The following is a 21640-nucleotide window of genomic DNA, read 5'->3' on the forward strand; positions in this document are numbered from 1 at the left end:
GAATCGGATGCGAGTGCCTCTCGGCGCACTCGACCTTGCAAGCGATTCGCGCCAAGAAGCACGCGACGAAGCCGAAGGGACGCTCCATTACCGATAGCCCGGCCATGGCAGGAGATCGACGATCGCCCGGGCTGCTGCTGCTGTTTCGTGCAGGGGAGCGGCCGGGCGTCGCCGCACTTCGCCGTGCGCTCGCCGCTTCCGGGCGGGTTGCGATCAGTCATGAATCCGCACCTGCCAGACCCGGCGCCGCCGATGGGACGGTGTGGGTGGAGCTTCTTATCGACGGGATGACGTTCGATCTGGACGGCCTGGCGCCCGGTCCGGGGTTTCCGGCACAAGAAGTGCGCCACCGGTTCGAAGTGGCGGAAACCGTTGCCGACAACCCGGGGGAGGGCCTGTCGCTGTCTCCCGGCCCCCACATCGGCGGTGCGCGCGCGACGATGCCGGTTGTTCGCGTGCAGGTTGCGCTGGCCGCCGAACTCCTCCGCGCTTTCCCTGGCGCGACGGCGGTTGTCTGGACTCCGGCGCGGAGTGCGATGGGGCGGTCGTTCTTCCTTTCGCTGGCCGACGAATGGCTGAAGGGCGGGGCATTTCCCGCGCTCGGCCTTACCGCCTTTCGGCGCGCCCTGGACGGTGCGGTCCAGTCCGACGGACTTGCCTTTTTCACCGGACAGGAACTGCATTTCGATGCGATCGCGTTTCCCGATCCGGTCGAAGCGACCCGGATCGGCATCCGCCTGATCAACGAACTGGTCGATCTGGACGCGCTGGAGGAGCCGGTCGACCTGACGGCGCCCGACGGTTCGGGGTTGAGGCTGCGGCCATCGCGCAACGGGCGGTTCGTCCGCGTCGACCGGGGCTGACGCCGGTGCGCGAACCCGCGGGGCAACGTCGTGCGATATCCTTTGCCTCCGTCAATCGCCGGCAGTCGCCCGGACACGATCCGGCGCTGCAACGGCATCACCTTCTTCCGCGCCAGCTGCACACGGTGCGCAGCTTCGCGCGCATGTTCGCGGAACTGGGGGCCGGGCGGATCGGGCTGGAGGACTTTCGCCGCAACGGGATGCTGCTCCCGGCGCGCGAGCAGGCTGCACTGCGCCTGGCGCTGCCGCTGCACCGCGGACCGCACCGGGCGTACAACGAACTGGTTGCGCAGCGGGTCGGGCAGATCGAACGGCGCTGGGCCGTCCTTCGCGCAGCCGGTTCCGAATGCGCCGGGGTGGAGGCGCTGATGCGGCTGGGCCTGCTTCAGCGGGCGCTGCGTCGGCGATTGCTGGACGGGCGCCGGCGGTTCGTCCTCAACCGGCGCGATCCCGTCGGCAGCGGCTTCGACTTCGCCACCATGGATGCGCTGGCCGAAACGCTCTGGAGCGCGACCGAGCCTCAAGCCGATCTGGCGGCAAGCGCTTCTTTCGCAGCGTGATATTCGCGTTCGAGCCGGTCGACTCTTTCGGCCACCGTGTCCACTGCATCGACCATGCCCACGCCCTGGCCGGAGCCCCAGATATCCTTCCAGGCCTTGGCCTTCGTGTTGCCGCCGGAACCGAAGTTCATCTTGCTCGGATCGCTGCTCGGCAGGTTTTCGGGGTCGAGCCCTGCCGCCTCGATCGAGCCGCGCAGATAGTTGCCGTGCACCCCGGTGAAGAGATTGGTGTAAACGATATCGGCCGCGCGGCTTTCGACGATGCTCTGTTTGTAGCGATCATCCGCGTTCGCCTCCTTCGTCGCGATCCATGGCGATCCGATATAGGCGAAGTCGGCCCCCATCGCCTGCGCCGCCAGAACCGAGCGGCCGTGCGCGATCGAGCCGGACAGGGCCACCAGCCCGTCGAACCACTGGCGGATTTCCTGCATCAGCGCGAAAGGCGACTGCACGCCCGCATGGCCGCCCGCACCGGCGGCGACCGGGATCAGCCCGTCGGCCCCTTTCTCGATCGCCTTGCGCGCAAAGCGGTCGTTGATCACATCGTGCATCGTGATCCCGCCCCAGCCGCGCACCGCGGTGAAGATCTCCTCTCGCGCGCCAAGCGAAGTTATCACCATCGGCACCTGCCACTTGGCGCAGACCTGCATGTCCTCTTCCAGCCGATCGTTCGACTTGTGCACGATCTGGTTGACCGCGAATGGGGCCGCCGGCCGATCGGGATTGTCGCGGTTGTGGGCCGCCAGTTCCTCTGTGATGCGGTGCAGCCATTCGTCGAGCACGCCCGAGGGGCGGGCGTTGAGCGCCGGGAAAGCGCCGATAATGCCCGCCTTGCACTGGGCGATCACCAGGTCCGGCCCGGAGACGATGAACAGCGGAGAGCCGATCACCGGAAGGCGCAGGCGGTTGAAAGGGGCGGGCAGGGGCATCCGTATCTCCGTTGTCGATTGCAACTTTATACGGGCTATCGGGCGCGGACGGGCTTGTCGAGATTGCCGTTACGTAAACGTAAGGCGAGCAGGGCCTCCAGGCCGTAGACCCGCGCGGCCGTTCCGGCGAACAAGTCGCGCTTTTCCGTCTCGCTCGCGCCTGCGGCAAGCCGCTTGAAGGCGTTCCACAGCACCGGGTAGGTCGCGCCCCAGCGATCGACGGGGTAGTTGCTTTCGAACATCGCCCTGGCGGGGCCGAAGGCTTCGATGCAGGTTTCGACGTAGGGCTGCCACAGCCTCGCCAGCGCTTGCGAATCGAGGCCCGCCGCGGGCCCTTCTTCCGGCATACCGCAGAAGGCCATGGCCAGCCCGCCCAGCTTGACGGTCACATTCTCGCACGCGGCCAATGCGCGGATACTCTCGCGCCAGTGGGCGAACCGTTCGGGGAGCTTTCCGCGATAGCTGGCGATGCCCAGCGGCGTGCCGCAATGGTCGAGCACGATGGGCTGGTCGGGGAAGGCGCGGGCGAGCGCAATCACGTCGCCGAGCTGCGGTTCCAGCACCCAGGCGTCGAAAGTGAGGCCGCGCCGCCCCAGTTCGGCGAAGCCTTCGCGGAAACGCGCTTCGCCGAAAAGACCTTCCGGCGCGTGGAAGGGCGGGCCGAGGACTTCGGGATCGGCGTCCCACGCCCCGGAATGGCGAATGCCCACGAAACGGGACGAGGCGGCCTGCAGAGCATCGAGCACTTCGCCCGCCGCGGCGCCGCGCGTGAGGTCGGCATGGCCGACGATCGCCGCGCAGGGGCGCCAGGCGCCATAGGCTCCGCTTGCCCCCTGGGCCGCCACGCCGTTCACGAACTCGACTTCGCCGACCGGCCTGAACGGTTCGCTGCGCCCCGCGTCGTAGAAGGCTCCGCATTCCATGAACACGGTGGCGAGCACGTTATGGCCGCTGGCGGTATCGGCGTGAAGCTGGTCGAAAGTGTAGTAGGCCGCGCCCGCGATCGCCTCGAGAAAGGGGTGGCGCGGTTCGGGGAAGGCGGGGAGCAGCGGCCGCAGGTCCCACAAGTGGTGATGCGGATCGATAATCGGCAGGTCGGGATCGAGAATCGCTTCGGTCATCGCGGCACTCCGTTCATCGCGGCCGGGGAAAAGATGGACCGCATGTCGCACAGTCCGGGAGCGAAAAAGTTTGGCCGCCGGGAGCGGCCTGAAAACGGGGTGGGGAGGGGGTGCGAGCGGTCCATCACCGGGATGCTAGCGTCCCCGGGGGCCTGTAGGAAAGAAGCGATTGGGGGAGCTGAATCTGCCAATCCCGTCATGCTGAACTTGTTTCAGCATCCATCGCGCCGCCTCGTGCGGGCGGTAGTGGAGGCGAAATGGACCCTGAAACGAGTTCAGGGTGACAGTGAAGCAGGGAAAGGCACATCGACGCACTCCCCCTGCCGGCAGGTCATCAGCTCTCCGCGCGCTCCACCGCGCCGTTGGCCGCGCTCAGCACGGCGCGGACGCTGGCCGTCGCCACGTCCTCGTCGATCCCGCAGCCCCAGACACGCTCGCCGGAGGGCAGGGCGCATTCGAGATAGGCTGCGGCGCGCGCGTGCGAGCCGGTGGAGAGCGCGTGTTCGGTGTAATCGCACACCTCCAGCTCGACGCCGAAGCTTTCCCTCAGCGTCGCGACGACCGACGAGATCAGGCCGTTGCCGCGCCCCGAAACGCTCTGCACCTGGCCGTCGACCTCGATCGTGCCGGCAAAGACGCGGGTGCCGTCTGCCGCGCGGCTCTCCTCGTAATCGACGAGCTGGAAGTGCTTGGGCCGGACCTGCACGTGATAGGTGCGCTTGAACACCTCCCAGATGTCCCCCGCGTTCAGCTCGCGGCCCATTTCGTCGGCCATGCGCTGGACCTGGCGGGAGAAATCGGCCTGCATCTTCTTGGGCAGTTTCAGCCCCTGGTCCTGCTCCAGCACCCAGGCGAAGCCGCCCTTGCCGCTCTGCGAATTGACGCGGATCACCGCCTCGTAATTGCGGCCGAGGTCGGCCGGGTCGATCGGCAGGTAGGGGACGCGCCAGCGTTCGTCGTTCTGCCGCTCGTGCGCCTCGAAACCCTTCTTGATCGCATCCTGATGGCTGCCGGAAAAGGCCGTGAAGACCAGTTCGCCGCCATAGGGATGGCGCTGGTGCACCGGGATCTGGTTGCAGTATTCGACCGTCTCGATGACCCGGTCGATGTCCGAAAAGTCCAGCCCCGGATCGACCCCCTGGGTATAGAGGTTCAGCGCCACGGTCACGAGGCAGCAGTTGCCCGTTCGCTCGCCGTTGCCGAACAAGCAGCCTTCGACCCGGTCCGCGCCGGCCATCAGGCCCAGTTCCGCCGCGGCGACTCCGGTCCCGCGGTCGTTGTGGGTGTGCAGGCTGATCACCGCGCTTTCGCGGTTCGGCAGGTTGCGGCAGAAATATTCGATCTGGTCGGCGTAGATATTGGGCGTCGCCGCCTCTACCGTCGCCGGCAGGTTCAGGATGATCGGCCGTTCCGGCGTGGGGGCGAGCACGCCCATCACTGCCTCGCAAACCTCGATCGAAAAATCGAGCTCCGCGGTGGAGAAGGTTTCGGGCGAATACTGGAAATGCCAGTCGGTCGCCGGGCGGCTGCCCGCCTCGTCGCGCATGATCTTCGCCCCGGCGACGGCGATCTCGCGCACTTCTTCCCGGCTCATGCGGAACACGATGTCGCGCCACGCCGGGCTGACCGCGTTGTAGAGATGGACGATTGCCGCGCGTGCGCCGTCGAGACTGGCGAAGCTCGTGCGGATCAGATCCTCGCGGCTCTGCGTCAGGACCTGGATGGTCACATCCTCGGGGATGCGGCCGGAATGGACGAGCGAGCGGATAAAGTCGAATTCGGTCGCCCCTGCGCTGGGGAAGCCGACCTCGATCTCCTTCACGCCGATTTCGACCAGCAGGTCGAAGAACCGGTTTTTCTTCACCGCGTCCATCGGATCGACGATGGCCTGGTTGCCGTCGCGCAAATCGGTGGAAAGCCAGCGCGGCGGGGCGGTGATCGTGCGGTTCGGCCACTGCCGGTCGGGCAGGGGCACCTGGGGGAAAGCGGTGTATTTGCGCGAAGGTTCGCGGAGCATGGGCATAGGGTGATTCTCGTAACGGATCGGTCTGCTTCGGATGGGCGGTCGGTCCCTTGGGCGCGGCGCGCGCCCAGGGGACACGCGTCAATTCACGCCCAAGGGCGAATAAGTCGAAGCAGGATTAGTCCGTTGCGTGCCATGCGCCCGGCAATGGGCGAAAATTGCCCGAAAGGCAAGGCGCACTCTCGCATCACTGCGTGTCGCGTTTCTCGAAGGCCACGCTGAATTCCAGTTCGACGTCGTCGCCGACCATCGGAACGCCGAAGCCGAGGCCGAAATCCGAACGCCGGATCGTGGTGCGCCCCTCGAACCCCACGGTTTCGTATTCGGTTTGCGGCGCGGTGCCGGCGCCGGTGAAGCGCGTTTCCAGCGTAACCGGCTTCGTCACGCCGTTGAGCGTCAGATCGCCGGTAACTTCCGCCGTCATGCCGCCCGGGCTGACCTTCACGGCGGTCGAGGCGAAGCGTGCGGGCGCCGGCTCCGGGCCGAAGAAATCGGGATCGCCCCCGTCCTTGCCCGGCCGCAGCAGGTGTTCGCGCAGGCCCGCACTGGGCACGGTCACGCTGGCAACGGGGATCGTCACTTCGACCGTTGCCTGGCCGGGATCCGCGGGATCGAGTTCCAGCGTGCCCTCGACATCGCCGAATATACCGAAATAGTCGTTGAAGCCCAGGTGATCGATCCGCCACCCGACCATGCTGTGCGCGGCGTCGGCCTGATAGGTTCCGCCGGTGATCCGCGTGGGATCGACCCGGCCCGGGGCTTCGCTGGGCATCCCCTGGGCGATTAGCGTGGTTGTGGCCGCCAGCCCGAGCGTGGCGGCGCCGATGGTAGCAATCACGGTTTTCTTGCGCATTTCCGGTCCCCTTGGTTCTCGGGCGGGAAGTCTGCCTTCAGTTCCTGTCCTTGTCGACCAGCTTGTTCTTGCCGATCCAGGGCATCATGGCACGAAGCTTCGCTCCGGTCTGTTCGATCGGGTGGGCTTCGGCGGCCTTGCGGGCGGCCTTCAGCTCGGGCTGGCCGGCGCGATTGTCGAGCACGAAGTCCTTGACGAAACGGCCCGACTGGATGTCGGCCAGCACGCGCTTCATCTCGGCCTTGGTTTCCTCGGTGATGATCCGCGGGCCGGTTGTGATGTCGCCGTATTCGGCCGTGTTGCTGATCGAATAGCGCATGTTGGCGATCCCGCCTTCGTAGAGCAGGTCGACGATCAGCTTGGTTTCGTGCAGACATTCGAAATAGGCCATCTCGGGCGCGTAGCCGGCCTCGACCAGCGTTTCGAACCCGGCCTGGATCAGATGGGTGATACCGCCGCACAGCACCGCCTGTTCGCCGAACAGGTCGGTTTCGCACTCTTCCTTGAAATTGGTTTCGATAATGCCGCTGCGCCCGCCGCCGACGCCGCTGGCATAAGCGAGCGCGAGGTCGTGCGCGTTGCCGGTCGCGTCCTGATGCACGGCGATCAGGCACGGGACGCCGCCGCCGCGCTGGTATTCGCTGCGCACGGTGTGGCCCGGCCCTTTGGGCGCGATCATGATCACGTCGATATCGACGGGCGGCTCGATCAGGCCGAAGTGGATGTTGAGCCCGTGCGCGAAGGCGAGCGCGCTGCCCGGTTTCATCTTCCCCTTCAGGTCGCTCTCCCAGATCGCGGCCTGGTGTTCGTCGGGGGCCAGGATCATCAGCACGTCGGCCCATTTCGCCGCTTCGCTGTTGCTCATCACGGTGAAGCCGGCATCCTGCGCCTTCTTTGCCGTGGCCGAGCCTTCGCGCAGCGCGATCGCCACTTCGCCGACCCCGCTGTCGCGCAGGTTCTGGGCATGGGCATGGCCCTGGCTGCCATAGCCGAGCACGGCGATCTTCTTGCCCGCGATCAGGTTCAGGTCGGCATCGGCGTCGTAGTAGACTTTCATGTTCTTCCCCACGTCACCCCTGCGGAGGCAGGGGTCCAGCTAAGTTCGTTCTGCGGCGGCAGGTTGGATAGGCCCCTGCCTTGGCAGGGGCGAAGAGGTTTTTCTAGGGTCGGCTCAAGCCCCCTGCGCCCCGCGCATCATCCCCACGATCCCGGTGCGGCCGACCTCGACCAGCCCCAGCTCGCGCATCAGGCCGACGAAGCTGTCGACTTTCTCCGGCGGGCCGGTGATCTCGAAGATGAAGCTGCCGGTGGTCGTGTCCACCGGGCGGGCGCGGAAAATGTCGGCCAGGCGCAGCGCCTCGACCCGCTTTTCCCCGGTGCCCGCGACCTTGACCAGCGCCAGCTCGCGTTCGACGTGCGGGCCTTCCTCGGTCAGGTCGACGACCTTGTGCACCGGAACCAGCCGGTCGAGCTGGGCGTGGATCTGGTCGATCACCGCGGGCGGGCCGTTGGTAACGATGGTGATGCGGCTGACCGCATGGTTTTCCGTGATGTCGGCCACGGTCAGGCTGTCGATGTTATAACCGCGCGCGGTGAACAGCCCGGCGATTTTCGCCAGAATTCCGGCTTCGTTGTCGACCGTTATCGCCAGCACGTGGCGCTGCGATTCTTCCTGCTTGATTTGCATCGGTGCGGCGCCCCTAGACCAGTGCCTTGGCTTCATCGTTCATCGTCCCGCTGACCATATCGCCGTAAAGCAGCATCTCGGTATGCGCTGCGCCGCTGGGGATCATCGGGAAGCAGTTTGCTTCCTTCGACACCAGGCAATCGACCATGACCGGCCCGTCGTGCGTAATCATTTCCGCGATGCCGGCGTCCAGCCCCGCCTCGTCCTCGATCCGGATGCCCTTCCACCCGTACGCTTCGGCGAGCTTCACGAAATCGGGCAGGCTGTCGGAGTACGAATTGGAATAGCGGCTTTCGTAAGTCAGTTCCTGCCACTGGCGGACCATGCCCATATATTCGTTGTTGAGGATGAACACCTTGACCGGCAGGCGATACTGGCTGGCCGTGCCCAGTTCCTGGATATTCATCTGGATCGATGCCTCGCCCGCGATATCGATCACCAGCGCTTCGGGATTGCCCAGCTGCGCACCGATGGCCGCAGGCAGGCCATAGCCCATCGTGCCCAGCCCGCCGCTGGTCAGCCAGCGGTTGGGGCCGGTGAAGCCGAAATATTGCGCCGCCCACATCTGGTGCTGGCCGACTTCGGTCGAGACGATCGGGCTCCGCTTGCGGGTGAGGGCGAAAAGCCGCTCGATCGCCTTTTGCGGCATGATCGCTGCGGGGTTGGGCGGGTAGGCGAGCGATTCGCACGCGCGCCAGCCGGCCACGCGCGCTTTCCATTCGCCGAGGTCGGCCGCCTTGCGGTTGCCCCAGACCCCGACGAGCTGTTCCAGCACGCTCGCACAATCGCCCAGGATTGCCAGGTCCACCGGCACTGTCTTGTTGATGGAGCTGCGATCGATGTCGATGTGAATCTTCTTCGAATCAGGCGAGAAAGCGTCGAGCCGCCCGGTCACGCGATCGTCGAACCGGGCCCCGATGCAAACCATCAGGTCGCACCGGTTCATGGCCATGTTCGCCTCGTACGTGCCGTGCATCCCGACCATGCCCAGCCAGTCCGGGTGGTCGTGAGGAAAGGCGCCAAGCCCCATCAGCGTGCTGGTGACCGGTGCACCGGTGAGATCCTGCAGCCGACGCAGCAGTTCGCTTGCCCGCGGGCCCGAGTTGATGACGCCGCCGCCGGTGTAGAACAGCGGCCGCTCGGCCTGCGCCAGCATCTCCACTGCCTGGGCCACGGCCGCTTCGTCCCCACGGGTTTGCGGCGCATACCGGGTGGAGGGGAGGGCGATATCATCCTGCCCCGACCAGGTCGCGAGCGCGATCTGCACGTCCTTGGGAATATCGACCACGACCGGGCCCGGCCGCCCGGTGGTGGCGATGCGGAACGCTTCCTCGATCGTGGCGCGCAGCTCCACCGGGTCCTTCACCAGGTAATTGTGCTTCGTGCAGTGGCGCGTGATGCCAACGGTGTCGGCTTCCTGGAACGCGTCGGTCCCGATCAGCGTGGTCGGGACCTGGCCGGTGATGACGACCATCGGGATCGAATCCATGAAGGCGTCGGCAATGCCGGTCACGGCATTGGTCGCCCCCGGGCCGGAGGTAACGAGGACGACGCCGGGCTTGCCGGTCGAGCGGGCATAGCCTTCCGCCGCGTGGGCCGCGCCGGCTTCGTGCCGCACGAGGATGTGGCGAATACGCTCGTCGGAAAAGAGTTCGTCGTAGATCGGCAGCACCGCCCCGCCGGGGTAGCCGAATACGAACTCGACCCCCTGCTTGACCAGGCATTCGATCAGGATGGACGCGCCGCTGCGCTCCTCCGCCATTGTTCGACCCTTCCGTCTTCGTTTCATCGACTGCCGGAAAAAGATCGACCCGGCGCGAGGGGGAGCGCGCCGGGCCAGGTTCCTTCCGTTGCCCGATCGACTATGCGACAGAATATGATATGTCAAGGCTTAATCAGGTAATAATGATGCAAATATCTGATCTATGGAATCCAAATATGATTCTATGCGATGCCAATCTTGCGGTGGTTGATGGCGAAACCAGGTATACTGCCGCTTGGCATATTGCCGCGTCGCCTGTTGACCGGCGGCGATCGCCTGTTCGCGTGTGAGCTTCCCCGCAAGCCAGGCGGCAATCTCGCGCACCCCGATCGCGCGCATCACGGGCAGGTCGGGATCGAGCTTGCGGGCCAGGAGTGCCTCCACCTCGGCAACCGCTCCGCCATCGAGCATTGCCGAAAACCGCCGATCGCACCGGTCGTAGAGCCATTGGCGATCGGGCAGGAGGACCGCCGGATGGAGCGTCACATCGCCGCCGATCCCCCCCTGCCGATTCGCCTGCCAGTGGGCCAGCGGTTTGCCGGTCGAGAGTACGACTTCGAGTGCGCGGGCGACGCGCGTCGTGTCGGTGGGGGAGAGCTGCGCCGCGCGTTGGGGGTCGAGCTTGCGCAGTTCCTCATGCGCTTCGCCGACCGGCTTTGCCCGAACCGCCGTGCGGACATCGGGGTCGATCGGTGGCACCGGTGCGATTCCGTCGATCAAGGTGCGCAGGTACAGGCCCGTTCCGCCCACCAGGATCGGAACGCCGCCGCGCGCGTGGGTCGCCGCGATCTCGCGCCGCGCAGCAGCGGCCCAGTCTGCCGCCGAGCACGGCTGCGCTCCGTCCCAGGTGCCGAACAGGCGATGCGCCACGCCGCCGGTTTCCTCTGGCGAGGGGCGCGCGCTGAGCACGCGCAAGTCGCGATAGACCTGCGCGCTGTCGGCGTTGATCACGCAGGCCTCGCGCCCGCTCGCGATCAGGGCTTGCGCCAGACGCACGGCCAGATCGCTCTTGCCGCTGGCGGTAGGCCCTGCAATGAGCGCGACCGGCGGCCGCCCGTCGCCGGCAAGCGGAGGAATCTCGGTGCTCATCGCCCGGCTGATAGCAGACCCGGCCAAGCTGGAAACACGCCTCGACCGCGCGACCGTCGCGCTGGAGGGGGAGGGCATGCGCGTTGCGCTTGCTCAGATGCTCGATTTCTGCGGCGATGTTCTCCAGCTCAGCCTGCCCGAGGGCGACGCCGCCACCCTGCGCGCCGTGCTCGACGAGCACTTTTCGCCCGCCGACCTGCTGGTTTCGGAACGGGATATTGCCGTGCCCGACCTGTTCGTATCCGACATGGATTCGACCATGATCGGGCAGGAGTGCATCGACGAACTGGCCGATTTCGCCGGTTTCAAGGAGCGTGTCGCGCAGATTACCGAGCGGGCGATGCAGGGCGAACTCGATTTCGCCAGTGCGCTGGCCGAACGGGTCGCTCTCCTCGCCGGTCTGAGCGAGGAAACGGTCGAGACCTGCCTTGCCGAACGTATCCGGCCGATGGACGGAGCGCGAACGCTGGTCGCCACGTTGAAAGCGCGCGGCTGCCGGACCGTGCTGGTCACCGGGGGGTTCCATCACTTTGCCGATCCGGTGGCGGAGCAACTCGGCTTCGACCGCGTCGTCGGCAACCGCCTGGCCGTCGCGGACGGAAAGCTCACCGGTGCCCTGACCGGTACCGTTACCGACAGTTCGGTGAAGGAGCGCGTCCTGCGGGAGGAGGCCGACCGCCTCGGCCCCGATACGACCAGCCTCGCGACCGGCGACGGGGCGAACGACATTCCCATGCTTCGGGCGGCGACCTGGGGTATCGCCTTCCGCGCCAAGCCCAAGGCGCGCGCCGCAGCCACAGGATGGATCGACCGCGGCGACCTGACCGCTCTGCTCGACCTGTTCGGCATCCCGCGCGACGAATGGACAAGCCGATAGGCCGCGCCAGCCCAGCCTTCCTCCGCGATCGGCGAAAAGCGCCAACTGCCTTTCAATTGGCAACCTGCCTGCTATATTGACATTCATGTCAGTACAGGATGCGATGCAATGACCCGACCGCAACCCCTTTCCTGCCCCGATGCGAGCGCCGAGCGCGCTGCCGACGGCACGCCGTTCCGCAATCCCGCGCGGCCGCAGCCGAGGCGCAATGTGCGCAAGGCGCTCCATCACTTTCGCGAGCTGGTGAAGGACAAGGAAGACACCGAGCAGGTGTTCCACATCTACGAGGCGCTGCCATCGAAAACGTTCATCCCGCGCGCACGCGCGTTGACGCTGAGTGCGGAAGGCGAGGCGCTGCGTGCCAGCGAACCGTTCCTTCCCCCGATCCTCGACGATCACGAGGCGCTGCTGAAACTGCCGAAGGGCAGCGTCGCCCACGCCTATGTCGATTTCATGCGCAAAGAAGGGCTGAGCGCGGCGGGTCTGGTGGCCGAGTCGGAAAAGATGGGGCGACCGAAATACGGCGACTTGATCGAATGGTTCGCCTTTCGCCAGCGCGACACCCACGATCTGATGCACGTGCTGACCGGATATGGTCGCGATGCCTTGGGGGAGCAATGCGTGCTGCTGTTCACCCACGGGCAAAGCCCGAGCCACGGGCACCTTCTGCTCGGCTATGCCGGCGCGTTCAATATTCGCAAGCAAGTGTCCAGCGCCGCGCCGGTCTTTCGCGCCGTGCGCGAAGCGCACCGGATCGGCAAGGCGTGTCCGCCGATCGTGGCCATGTCCATCCGCGAACTTCTGGCAACGGATCTGGCCGAGGCGCGGCGCAGGCTGCGGATCACCGAACCGACATGGTATCGCCGCTGTCACGAAGTCTGGCGCAGCGAGGGAATCGACCCCTACGACCTTCTCGCCAGCAGGCGAACGGATGGGGAGCCGGCGACCGCCTGACGCGGTCGTCAACCTCGCGCAGCGGCGAAGATCAGGCTTCCATCCATTCGCGGAAAAAGCTTTCGTGCGCGGCGCGTAAGTCGGCCAGCGGGACGCCTGCGACCTCGTCCCCGCCGACGGTGCCGATCCGGTGCATCGGGATGCCTGCGGCCTGGATGCGGTCGGCCCGGCTGCTGGTGACGATATAGCGCCCCTGGTCTTCGCCGAAGGCCGTGAAGTGGTCGCCCACCTGCTCCAGCGAACAGCCGATGTTCCCCGCCAGCGCCATTTCGGCGAGCGCCACCAGCAGGCCCCCGTCGGACACGTCGTGGACCGCACTCACCAGTCCGTCGCCGATCAGCCGCCGCACGAATTCGCCCCGCTGGCGTTCCTGCGCGAGATCGACCGGCGGCGCGTCGCCGGCCTCGTCGCCGTGCAGCACGCGCAGCCACAGCGACTGGCCGAGGTGACCGTTGTTGTCTCCGATCACGAAAATCGCGTCGCCTTCCGCGGCGAAGCCGATCCGCGCCATCCTGGCATAGTCTTCGAGCACGCCGACGCCGCCTATGGCCGGGGTGGGCAGGATCGCGCTGCCGCCGCCGGTCGCCTTGCTCTCGTTGTAGAGGCTGACGTTGCCGCTGACGATCGGGAAGTCGAGCGCGCGACAGGCCTCGCCCATCCCTTCCAGGCAGCCGGTGAACTGCGCCATGATCTCGGGCCGCTGGGGGTTGGCGAAATTGAGGCAGTTGGTCACCGCCAGCGGACGCGCACCGACCGCGCAGAGGTTGCGGTAAGCTTCGGCAATCGCCTGCTTTCCGCCTTCATAGGGATCGGCATAGCAATAGCGCGGCGTGCAGTCGGTCGTCATCGCCAGCGCCTTGCGCGTGCCGTGGACGCGGACCACGCCGGCATCGCCGCCGGTCTGGAGCGTGTCGGCGCCGACCTGGCTGTCGTACTGCTCTGCAATCCAGCGGCGCGAGGCGAGGTCGGGGCTGGCCATCAGCTTGAGCAGGTCCGCGCCGAGATCGGTGCTCGGCGGCACGTCATCGAGCGGTTTGACCTTCGCCCAGGCCTTGTAGTCCTCGCGGCTCATCGCCGGGCGGTCGTAAAGCGGAGCGTCGGCGGCGAGGGGGCCGAGCGGGATGTCGCACACGACTTCGCCGTCGAACTCGAGCACCATGTGCCGGGTATCGGTGACTTCGCCGATGACCGCGAAATCCAGCTCCCACTTGCGGAAGATCTCTTCGGCCATCTTTTCCTTGCCGGGCTTGAGCACCATGAGCATCCGCTCCTGGCTTTCGCTCAGCATCATTTCGTAAGGGGTCATGCCCTCTTCGCGGCAGGGCACCTTGTTCATGTCGAGCCGGATGCCGGCCTTGCCGTTGGTCGCCATCTCCACGCTGGAGGAGGTGAGGCCCGCCGCACCCATGTCCTGGATCGCGACGATCGCATCGGTCGCCATCAGCTCGAGGCAGGCTTCGATCAGCAGCTTCTCGGTGAAGGGGTCGCCGACCTGAACCGTGGGCCGCTTGGCGTCGGCATCTTCGGCGAAGTCGGCGCTTGCCATGGTCGCACCGTGGATGCCGTCGCGCCCGGTCTTGGAGCCGACGTAGACGATCGGATTGCCTACCCCGGTCGCGGCGGAATAGAAGATCTTGTCCGCATCGGCGACGCCCACGGTCATCGCGTTGACCAGAATGTTGCCGTCGTAGGCCGGGTGGAAATTCGTCTCCCCGGCCACGGTCGGCACGCCGACGCAGTTGCCGTATCCGCCGATCCCCGCGACGACGCCCTTTACGAGGTGCTTCATCTTCGGATGATCGGGCCGGCCGAAGCGCAGGGCGTTGAGGTTCGCGACGGGCCGCGCGCCCATTGTGAAGACGTCGCGCAGAATGCCGCCCACGCCGGTCGCCGCGCCCTGGTATGGCTCGATATAGCTCGGGTGGTTGTGGCTCTCCATCTTGAAGATGGCAGCCTGGCCGTCACCGATGTCGATCACGCCCGCGTTCTCGCCCGGCCCGCAGATGACCCAGGGCGCCTCGGTCGGCAGCTTCTTCAGGTGCAGGCGCGAGGATTTGTAGGAACAATGCTCCGACCACATGACCGAGAATATGCCGAGTTCGACCAGGTTCGGCTTGCGTCCCAGTGCATGCAGCACGCGCTCGTACTCTTCGGGGCTGAGGCCGTGCTGCTCGACGACTTCGGGGGTGATCGCGGACTCGGTGCGGGACTCGGGGGTAGCCATGCGCGCGCCCTTACGTTTCAATCCCGGCAAGGGCAACGATCCTTGCGCGATCCGGTCAGCGGCGCCAGGTCGGCACGGCCAGCCCCATCTCGCGCTTGTGCCATCGCGTCTCGCCGACCCACCACGCGGCCCAGGTGGCCGCTCCGAAGGCGACGAGGGCGAGCAGGTGAAATCCGGCCCCCGCGGACTGCGGCTGCGGGCCGAACCAGTTGACGGCCTGCATTGCCAGCAACAGCGCCAGCAGAACGATCGGCGGCCCGGCCGGTCCGCGCGTGCGCCGCAGATAGATCGCGAACGCCCCCACCGTCAGCGCAAGTTCCAGCGGGATGGCGATCTGGGGGTGATCCCACAGGCCGAAGCCCAGCTTCCGCTCCCCGCCGGCAAGGGTGAGATCGGGGCGATGCACGAGCAGGTCGAGCAGCCAGTGCGACAACACGACCGCACCGCCGATCAGCGCGGTCGCGGCATCGCGCCGCCACACGAACAGCGCCAGCGCGAAGGCGAGCGCCCACAGTGCATTGCCGGCAAGGCTGTGCGTATAGGGCATGTGGTAGAGATCGAGCGGGTTCATCGCCGTGGCTCCGGGGACGATCCGCAGCTTCTCTATCCCCACGATCGCGAAGGCGAAGAACGCCCAGTCGACCAGCTGGGCGGCGACGAACAGGGTGCCGAGCTTCGGCGCCCGCCTGCTGGCGGCACCGGCGATAAAGGCGGCGGACCAGTGCCCGATGAACATCTAGCGGCGCCCGGTCGAACCTGTGGCTTCCGAATGCGGCGCATCTGGAAGCCCGAGGCACATGACCGCTCTGCCGGTCGAGATCCCCGCCATTCCCCGTTCCCCTTTTCGCTGTCAACTTGACCAAGCTCCGGGCGGGCGTCAATGCTCTATCGCCATGACCAAGGACGCACCCGATATTGCCGGCATGACCTTCGAAGACGCGCTGAAAGCGCTGGAGGAAATCGTCAGGAAACTGGAAGGGGGCGAGGCGGCGCTGGACGAATCGATCGCGCTCTACGAACGGGGCGAGCAGTTGCGACAGCATTGTCAGGCCCGGCTGGATGCCGCGCAGGCCCGGATCGAAAAGATCGTCCAGGGCGCGGACGGTCAGGCACGCGGAACCGCACCCTTCGACGCGGCGAGCTGAGATGCAGCTCGTCGGCGATCGGGCCAACCTGCTGGCCGATGGCCTCGCCCGCATACAGCGAGAGGTCGACGACCTCTTCGACGAACTGCTGCCGATCCCCGACGACGCGCGAGCCCGCCTGGTGGAGGCGATGCGCTACGCCACGATCGGCGGCGGCAAGCGCGTGCGCCCGCTGCTCCTTGCGGCGACGGCCGGGATGTACGGGGTCGCTCGCGAAACCGCGGTGCGTTGCGGCTGTGCGATCGAGGCGATCCATGTCTATTCGCTGATTCACGACGACCTGCCGTGCATGGACGATGACGATCTGCGCCACGGCAAGCCGACCCTGCATCGCCGGTTCGACGAGGCGACGGCCGTGCTTGCGGGCGACGCGCTCCACGCCTTCGCCTTCGAAGTGCTGTCGATGCCTGAAACCGTCGGCGACCCGTTCGTGCGCGCCGAGCTGGTCGCGACGCTGGCTTCGGCCAGCGGCATGGGCGGCATGGCGGGTGGGCAGATGATGGACATCGCCGCCGTCGGCCAGGATTACGATCTGCACGCGATCACCCGGCTGCAACAGCTCAAGACCGGGGCCTTGCTGTCCGCCGCAGTGGAAATGGGCGCCATTCTCGGCCGTGTGCCGGGCGATTCCCGCGCGCCGTTGCGCAACTATGCCCGCGATATCGGCCTTGCCTTCCAGATTGCCGACGATCTGCTCGATCACGAGGGCGACGAGAACAAGGCAGGCAAGGCCCTGCGCAAGGACGACGAGCAGGGCAAGCAGACTTTCGTGACGCTGATGGGCGTCGAAAAGGCGCGCCACCAGGCGCATGCGCTGATCGAGCAGGCGGTCGGCCACCTCGCGCCCTATGGCACCGAGGCGGACCTGCTGCGCGCTCTGGCGCGGTTCATCGTGGAGAGAGACAGGTGAGTGCCAAGGAAATGGGGGAGCGGATCGGTGTCTATCCGGGCACGTTCGATCCGATAACGCTGGGCCATGCCGATATCATCCGGCGCGGCAGCAAGCTGGTGGACCGCCTGATCATCGGCGTGACCACCAATCCTTCCAAGGATCCGATGTTCACACCGGAGGAACGGATGGCGATGGTCCGGCGCGAAGTCGATGCGCTCGGGCTCGACAACGTCGACGTGGTGGGATTCAACGCGCTGCTGATGAAATTCGCGCGCAAACAGGGGGCCAGCGTGATCGTGCGCGGACTGCGCGCCGTCGCCGACTTCGAGTACGAATACCAGATGGCGGGCATGAACCAGCAGCTCGACGACCGGATAGAAACCGTCTTCCTGATGGCGGATGTCTCGCTGCAGCCGATCGCTTCGAAGCTGGTCAAGGAAATCGCGGTGTTCGGCGGCGACATTTCGCCTTTCGTCAGCCCGGAAGTCCGCGACGAGGTCGTGGCGCGTGTCGAGAAACTCGGGCGCAGGGGGGACTATTGATTGCGGGTAGTGCCTGCCGCATCATTCATTGAACCGACAGTCCCCCGCCGCTAGATGCTGGCGGCCAATCGTCTATTTCCATTTTCTGTTTCGACGTCTTTGCCAATTCGACCACGGGAATTCCATGTCCAGATGCCTGATTGCCGCCGCGGCCCTGCTGTCGCTGGTCGCCGCCCCCCCGATCGCTTCCGCACAGGACAACCCGTTCGAGGAGAGTGTCGGGACCGAGGAGGAGGCGGTCTCGAACACCCAGTCGGCGCGGGTCTACCAGCCGATCAACTACAACGTTGAGGAAGATCGCGAGAATATTCTCCTGCTCGACTTGTCGACCGGGGAGCGGGTCGCGATCCGCCTGATGCCGAGCTGGGCGCCCAACCATGTCGAACGGATCAAGACGCTCACCCGCCAGGGCTTCTACGACGGCGTGATCTTCCACCGCGTGATCGACGGGTTCATGGCGCAGACCGGCGACCCGACCGGCACGGGGCAGGGCGGTTCCAATCTCCCCGACCTGGAAGCGGAGTTCAACCCGATGCCGCATGTTCGCGGCACGGTCGCGATGGCGCGCGCGCAGGACGAGAACAGCGCCAACAGCCAGTTCTTCATCGTCTTCTATCCGCGTTTCGCGCTGGACAAGCGCTATACCAATTTCGGTCGGGTCATCGGAAACATGGCAGCGGTCGATGCGATTGCGCGCGGCGAACCGCCCGCCAATCCCACGCGCATCCTTCAGGCATCGATCGCAGCCGACAACAAGGGCCGGCCCGCCGCGCAAGCGCCGGCGGCGCCACAGGAAGAGATCACTGCCGAGATGCTCGGCGCGCCGGTTGAGCAGGTCGAGGGGCAATAGCGCCGCCATCGGCGTTGCGGGGCGGCCGGTGCGGTTCTCCGGCCGTGACGCGCCGGACACGGGATTGACGTCGCATGCGCATCGACCTTTTCGATTTCGAGCTGCCGCAGGACCTGATCGCGCTGCGTCCTGCCGTGCCGCGCGATTCGGCACGGATGCTGGTGGTCGACGGCGATAGGGACTTTGCCGATCGCATAGTGCGCGATCTGCCCGATATTCTCGCTCCGGGCGATGTCCTGGTGTTCAACGACACGCGCGTCATTCCGGCACAGCTTGAGGGGCGGCGTGGCGATGCGCGGATCGGCGTGACGCTCCACAAGCGAGTCGACTTGCGCCGCTGGCAAGCCTTCGCACGCAATGCGAGGCGATGCCGCGAGGGCGATCGGGTGGAGTTCGGCGGTGACGTCGCCGCCATCGTCGAGGAACGCCATGCCGACGGCAGCCTCACCTTTGCCTTCGAAGGGGACGAGCCGGTCGAAGTGCTGCTGGAGCGTGCCGGACGTATGCCGCTGCCGCCCTATATCGCCGGCAAGAGGCCCCCGGACGAGCGCGATGCGAAGGATTATCAGACGATGTTCGCCGCGCACGACGGAGCGGTTGCCGCCCCGACCGCCGCGCTCCACTTTACGCCGGAACTGATCGCCGCGCTCGACGCGCGTGGTGTCGCTCGCGAGACATTGACGCTGCATGTCGGCGCGGGGACGTTCCTGCCGGTCAAGGTGGAGGATACCGACGACCACCGGATGCATAGCGAATGGGGCCGGATCGAGGCCGCGACCGCCGATCGGCTCAACGCTGCACGGCGCGAGGGGCGGCGTGTGATCGCCGTCGGCACGACGAGCCTGCGCCTGCTCGAAAGCGCGGCCGATTCCGAGGGGACGATCCGGCCTTTCGAAGGGGACACCGCGATCTTCATCACCCCCGGATATGTCTTTCGCGCGATCGACGGGTTGATGACCAATTTCCACTTGCCGAAATCCACGCTGTTCATGCTCGTCAGCGCGTTGATGGGGCGCGAGCGGATGCAGGCCGTCTATTCCCACGCGATAGAGCGGAAATACCGGTTCTACAGCTACGGTGATAGCAGCCTCCTCTTGCCCTGAGGACACTTCGTCTCCTGCCTTGGGATGAGGCGGCGGGGAATAGCCGCGCCGCGGGCCGGTGCCGTCTCAATGAAACCGATTCTGGCGCGAAGCTGCACCAGGGAAGAGCGTTTCGGGGTCGATCACGCGGTCTATCAATGTCTCGTCGGCGGGCAACCGCCCATCGAGCATGAGCATCGCCAGCCCGTGGACGATCGACCACGCCTGCAGTGCAAGGCGCTCGGCCGCCGGCCCTTCGCCCGCGAGCGCAACGGTGCTTCGCTTCAGCAGGTCCCAGGCGGGATCGGTCTTGTCCCTCTGCGCGGATCCCGTCTCGCCATGGGTGAAAATCAGCCGGAACAGCGCCGGATTCGCAAGGGCGAAGCGGACATAGGCCCGGCCGGTCGCTGCGAAGCCGGCGCGATCGCCGCCTGCCGCGGCACAGGCCTGTTCCTGCGCGGCACCGAGCCTGGCGAGCCCGGCTTCTCCCAGCGCCGCGAGAAGGGCGCTCTTGTTGGGGAAGTGGCGATAGACCGCGGCCGGCGAAACGCCCACTTCGCGGGCCAGTTCGCGCAGGGAGATCGCGCCGCCCTCCGCCGCCTCGAGCGCGCGCAAGCCGGCTTCGATCAGAGCTTCGCGCAGGGCGCCGTGATGGTAGGGGGATTGCGATGTTGACACTGTTGACATAGCCGATATGTTGACGCTGTTTACATGGACTAGCCATCGGAGTCGGGCATGACAAGCGTTCTGGAAAAGACCATCCGCGGCGCGGTGACCGCGGGTATCGGCAAGCTGGCCGGAATCAATCGCATCGGGCTCAAGTCCGACAATCCCTTTACCGCCGGCCTGCACGCCCCCATGCGCGAGGAGCTGACGCTGGAAGACCTGCCGGCGACGGGCACGATTCCCGCGCAGCTCGACGGTCGCTATGTTCGCATCGGTCCGAACCCGCAATTTGCCGATCCGCGCGGTCATCACTGGTTCGTCGGCGAAGGCATGGTGCACGGCGTGCGTCTGTCGGGTGGTCGGGCCGAGTGGTATCGCAATCGCTATATCCGGTCCCGCGCGCTGGAGGATGTCGCCGGCTTGCCGGCGGCACCCGGGCCGCGCCGGGGGATGAGCGATAACGTCAACACCAATGTGATCGCTTTCGGATCGCAAATCCTGGCGCTGGTGGAAGCCGGGTCGTACCCGGCCGAGCTTTCGGGCGATTTGGAGACGGTGGCTTACAGCGATTTCGGCGGCGGGCTGGCCGGATCGTTCACCGCCCATCCGCATCGCGACCCGGCCACCGGGGAGTACCATGCGATCTGTTACGACGCCGGCAATCCGGGCTGGATAACCCATGTGGCGCTCGACCCTGCGGGCAAGGTGATCCGCGAATTGCCGATCGCGGTAGAGCACGGCCCTTCGATCCACGATTGCGCGCTCACACCGTCCTACGTCGTGATTTTCGATCTTCCGGTGACCTTTTCGATGAAAGCGCTGATCGCCGGCCACAGGTTCCCCTATCGCTGGAATCCTTCCCACACTGCGCGCGTGGGCCTGCTGCCGCGTGCGGGCGATGCCGATGCGATCACCTGGCACAGCGTCGATCCCGCCTATCTCTTCCATGTCGCCAACAGCTTCGAGGACGAGGCGGGCCGGGTCGTGGTCGATTGCTGCCCATACGAAACGATGTTCGACGGGCCGATGGCCGGGCCCTTCGGCCGCAACCTGGGGCTGGAGCGCTGGACGATCGATCCCGCTGCCATAGCGGTGGAACGCCGCATTCTGAGCGGCGTGCCGCAGGAGTTTCCCCGGCCCGACGAACGCTTCTTCACGCGCCCATATCGCTATGTCTGGACCGTGGGCCTGCCCGACGATGCGAGCGCGGAGTTCTTCGCAGCCGCGCCGCTCTATCGCCACGACCTCGCAAGCGGAGACACGATCTCCCGCTCGTTCGGCGAGAACGCAGTGCCCGGCGAATTCGTATTCGTGCCGCGCGGGCCGGATGCGCCGGAGGGCGATGGCTGGATGATGGGCCTGGTGATCGATCGCGCCAACTGCGTGACGGACCTTGCAATTCTGGACGCGAGCACGCTGGAAGATGTCGCGCGGGTGCATATTCCGCACCGCGTTCCCCCCGGTTTTCACGGCAACTGGATGCCGGTCGTTTAGCACTTGGCAATCGCGGACAAGGCGGCG

The 21640-nt window shown here is 66.3% G+C and carries 21 protein-coding genes; 10 read left to right on the top strand and 11 right to left on the bottom strand.

Going from position 1 to position 21640, the window contains the following annotated elements:
• Nucleotides 1–104 precede the first annotated feature (104 nt).
• A complete protein-coding gene (locus V5F89_RS11635; protein ID WP_338445792.1) occupies nt 105–863 on the top strand; it encodes a hypothetical protein in 759 nt (252 codons plus the stop codon).
• Nucleotides 864–868: 5 nt separating this feature from the next.
• Entirely contained in the window at nt 869–1423 is a 555-nt protein-coding gene (locus V5F89_RS11640; protein WP_338445793.1) for an AHH domain-containing protein, read from the top strand.
• On the opposite strand, the gene V5F89_RS11645 is transcribed toward V5F89_RS11640, so the two are convergent.
• The 8 genes from V5F89_RS11645 to miaA form a co-directional block, all read right to left on the bottom strand.
• Complete coding sequence (locus tag V5F89_RS11645; protein ID WP_338445794.1) at nt 1384–2352, bottom strand: nitronate monooxygenase family protein; 969 nt, start codon at nt 2350–2352, stop codon at nt 1384–1386. The two genes, V5F89_RS11640 and V5F89_RS11645, sit on opposite strands and share 40 nt — an antisense overlap.
• Before the next feature lie 35 nt (nt 2353–2387).
• Entirely contained in the window at nt 2388–3473 is a 1086-nt protein-coding gene (locus V5F89_RS11650) for an amidohydrolase family protein (protein ID WP_338445795.1), read from the bottom strand.
• A 334-nt stretch (nt 3474–3807) separates the two neighbouring features.
• A complete protein-coding gene (leuA, locus tag V5F89_RS11655; protein WP_338445796.1) occupies nt 3808–5496 on the bottom strand; it encodes a 2-isopropylmalate synthase in 1689 nt (562 codons plus the stop codon).
• A gap of 187 nt (nt 5497–5683) precedes the next feature.
• Entirely contained in the window at nt 5684–6349 is a 666-nt protein-coding gene (locus tag V5F89_RS11660) for a YceI family protein (protein ID WP_338445797.1), read from the bottom strand.
• Between the two features lie 37 nt (nt 6350–6386).
• Entirely contained in the window at nt 6387–7406 is a 1020-nt protein-coding gene (ilvC, locus tag V5F89_RS11665) for a ketol-acid reductoisomerase (protein ID WP_338445798.1), read from the bottom strand.
• Nucleotides 7407–7520: 114 nt separating this feature from the next.
• Nucleotides 7521–8036: an acetolactate synthase small subunit gene (ilvN, locus tag V5F89_RS11670; RefSeq protein WP_338445799.1), complete on the bottom strand. Its 516-nt coding sequence runs from the start codon at nt 8034–8036 to the stop codon at nt 7521–7523.
• Between the two features lie 13 nt (nt 8037–8049).
• Nucleotides 8050–9798 carry a biosynthetic-type acetolactate synthase large subunit gene (gene ilvB, locus V5F89_RS11675; RefSeq protein WP_338445800.1) on the bottom strand — a complete coding sequence of 583 codons (1749 nt, stop codon included), beginning with the start codon at nt 9796–9798 and terminating at the stop codon, nt 8050–8052.
• A gap of 129 nt (nt 9799–9927) precedes the next feature.
• Nucleotides 9928–10887: a tRNA (adenosine(37)-N6)-dimethylallyltransferase MiaA gene (gene miaA, locus V5F89_RS11680; RefSeq protein WP_338445801.1), complete on the bottom strand. Its 960-nt coding sequence runs from the start codon at nt 10885–10887 to the stop codon at nt 9928–9930.
• On the opposite strand from miaA, the gene serB reads away from it, so the two are divergent.
• Nucleotides 10880–11764 (top strand): phosphoserine phosphatase SerB, encoded by an 885-nt coding sequence (gene serB / locus V5F89_RS11685; protein ID WP_338445802.1) that lies wholly within the window; start codon nt 10880–10882, stop codon nt 11762–11764. The two genes, miaA and serB, sit on opposite strands and share 8 nt — an antisense overlap.
• Before the next feature lie 108 nt (nt 11765–11872).
• Nucleotides 11873–12718, top strand: coding sequence for a Coq4 family protein (locus V5F89_RS11690; RefSeq protein ID WP_338445803.1), 846 nt, complete (start codon nt 11873–11875; stop codon nt 12716–12718).
• A 31-nt stretch (nt 12719–12749) separates the two neighbouring features.
• On the opposite strand, the gene purL is transcribed toward V5F89_RS11690, so the two are convergent.
• On the bottom strand, nt 12750–14942 hold the full coding sequence (purL, locus tag V5F89_RS11695) for a phosphoribosylformylglycinamidine synthase subunit PurL (protein WP_338445804.1): 2193 nt from the start codon (nt 14940–14942) through the stop codon (nt 12750–12752).
• A gap of 55 nt (nt 14943–14997) precedes the next feature.
• A complete protein-coding gene (locus V5F89_RS11700; RefSeq protein ID WP_338445805.1) occupies nt 14998–15678 on the bottom strand; it encodes a hypothetical protein in 681 nt (226 codons plus the stop codon).
• Nucleotides 15679–15835: 157 nt separating this feature from the next.
• Here V5F89_RS11700 and V5F89_RS11705 point away from each other — a divergent pair, with 157 nt between their 5' ends.
• The 5 genes from V5F89_RS11705 (at nt 15836) to queA (ending at nt 19474) form a co-directional block, all read left to right on the top strand.
• Nucleotides 15836–16087 (top strand): exodeoxyribonuclease VII small subunit, encoded by a 252-nt coding sequence (locus tag V5F89_RS11705; protein ID WP_338445806.1) that lies wholly within the window; start codon nt 15836–15838, stop codon nt 16085–16087.
• Nucleotide 16088: 1 nt separating this feature from the next.
• A complete protein-coding gene (locus V5F89_RS11710) occupies nt 16089–16997 on the top strand; it encodes a farnesyl diphosphate synthase (RefSeq protein WP_338445807.1) in 909 nt (302 codons plus the stop codon).
• 11 nt (nt 16998–17008) lie between these two features.
• A complete protein-coding gene (gene coaD, locus V5F89_RS11715) occupies nt 17009–17521 on the top strand; it encodes a pantetheine-phosphate adenylyltransferase (RefSeq protein WP_338447576.1) in 513 nt (170 codons plus the stop codon).
• 124 nt (nt 17522–17645) lie between these two features.
• Nucleotides 17646–18371 carry a peptidylprolyl isomerase gene (locus tag V5F89_RS11720; protein WP_338445808.1) on the top strand — a complete coding sequence of 242 codons (726 nt, stop codon included), beginning with the start codon at nt 17646–17648 and terminating at the stop codon, nt 18369–18371.
• A gap of 74 nt (nt 18372–18445) precedes the next feature.
• A complete protein-coding gene (gene queA, locus V5F89_RS11725; RefSeq protein ID WP_338445809.1) occupies nt 18446–19474 on the top strand; it encodes a tRNA preQ1(34) S-adenosylmethionine ribosyltransferase-isomerase QueA in 1029 nt (342 codons plus the stop codon).
• A 66-nt stretch (nt 19475–19540) separates the two neighbouring features.
• Here queA and V5F89_RS11730 read toward each other — a convergent pair whose 3' ends face one another.
• The gene (locus V5F89_RS11730; protein ID WP_338445810.1) at nt 19541–20140 is read right to left on the bottom strand and encodes a TetR/AcrR family transcriptional regulator; all 600 of its coding nucleotides are present in this window, start codon (nt 20138–20140) and stop codon (nt 19541–19543) included.
• A 48-nt stretch (nt 20141–20188) separates the two neighbouring features.
• Between V5F89_RS11730 and V5F89_RS11735 the strand changes: the two genes are divergently transcribed.
• Nucleotides 20189–21613, top strand: a complete 1425-nt coding sequence (locus V5F89_RS11735) for a carotenoid oxygenase family protein (RefSeq protein ID WP_338445811.1) — start codon at nt 20189–20191, stop codon at nt 21611–21613.
• Nucleotides 21614–21640: the final 27 nt, after the last annotated feature.

Origin of the sequence: Pelagerythrobacter marensis, from assembly GCF_036700095.1 — a bacterium.
In the GTDB taxonomy this organism is placed as follows: Bacteria; Pseudomonadota; Alphaproteobacteria; order Sphingomonadales; family Sphingomonadaceae; genus Pelagerythrobacter; species Pelagerythrobacter marensis_A.

Excerpts from the sequence above, each read along its gene's own strand:
- V5F89_RS11730 (WP_338445810.1), bottom strand. The coding sequence starts at position 20,140 with ATGTCAACAGTGTCAACATCGCAATCCCCCTACCATCACGGCGCCCTG.
- ilvC (WP_338445798.1), bottom strand. The coding sequence starts at position 7,406 with ATGAAAGTCTACTACGACGCCGATGCCGACCTGAACCTGATCGCGGGC.
- V5F89_RS11720 (WP_338445808.1), top strand. The coding sequence starts at position 17,646 with ATGTCCAGATGCCTGATTGCCGCCGCGGCCCTGCTGTCGCTGGTCGCC.
- V5F89_RS11710 (WP_338445807.1), top strand. The coding sequence starts at position 16,089 with ATGCAGCTCGTCGGCGATCGGGCCAACCTGCTGGCCGATGGCCTCGCC.
- queA (WP_338445809.1), top strand. The coding sequence starts at position 18,446 with ATGCGCATCGACCTTTTCGATTTCGAGCTGCCGCAGGACCTGATCGCG.
- purL (WP_338445804.1), bottom strand. The coding sequence starts at position 14,942 with ATGGCTACCCCCGAGTCCCGCACCGAGTCCGCGATCACCCCCGAAGTC.
- leuA (WP_338445796.1), bottom strand. The coding sequence starts at position 5,496 with ATGCCCATGCTCCGCGAACCTTCGCGCAAATACACCGCTTTCCCCCAG.
- V5F89_RS11650 (WP_338445795.1), bottom strand. The coding sequence starts at position 3,473 with ATGACCGAAGCGATTCTCGATCCCGACCTGCCGATTATCGATCCGCAT.
- V5F89_RS11660 (WP_338445797.1), bottom strand. The coding sequence starts at position 6,349 with ATGCGCAAGAAAACCGTGATTGCTACCATCGGCGCCGCCACGCTCGGG.
- ilvN (WP_338445799.1), bottom strand. The coding sequence starts at position 8,036 with ATGCAAATCAAGCAGGAAGAATCGCAGCGCCACGTGCTGGCGATAACG.
- V5F89_RS11735 (WP_338445811.1), top strand. The coding sequence starts at position 20,189 with ATGACAAGCGTTCTGGAAAAGACCATCCGCGGCGCGGTGACCGCGGGT.
- V5F89_RS11705 (WP_338445806.1), top strand. The coding sequence starts at position 15,836 with ATGACCAAGGACGCACCCGATATTGCCGGCATGACCTTCGAAGACGCG.
- ilvB (WP_338445800.1), bottom strand. The coding sequence starts at position 9,798 with ATGGCGGAGGAGCGCAGCGGCGCGTCCATCCTGATCGAATGCCTGGTC.
- V5F89_RS11700 (WP_338445805.1), bottom strand. The coding sequence starts at position 15,678 with ATGTTCATCGGGCACTGGTCCGCCGCCTTTATCGCCGGTGCCGCCAGC.
- V5F89_RS11645 (WP_338445794.1), bottom strand. The coding sequence starts at position 2,352 with ATGCCCCTGCCCGCCCCTTTCAACCGCCTGCGCCTTCCGGTGATCGGC.
- V5F89_RS11690 (WP_338445803.1), top strand. The coding sequence starts at position 11,873 with ATGACCCGACCGCAACCCCTTTCCTGCCCCGATGCGAGCGCCGAGCGC.
- miaA (WP_338445801.1), bottom strand. The coding sequence starts at position 10,887 with ATGAGCACCGAGATTCCTCCGCTTGCCGGCGACGGGCGGCCGCCGGTC.
- V5F89_RS11635 (WP_338445792.1), top strand. The coding sequence starts at position 105 with ATGGCAGGAGATCGACGATCGCCCGGGCTGCTGCTGCTGTTTCGTGCA.
- coaD (WP_338447576.1), top strand. The coding sequence starts at position 17,009 with ATGGGGGAGCGGATCGGTGTCTATCCGGGCACGTTCGATCCGATAACG.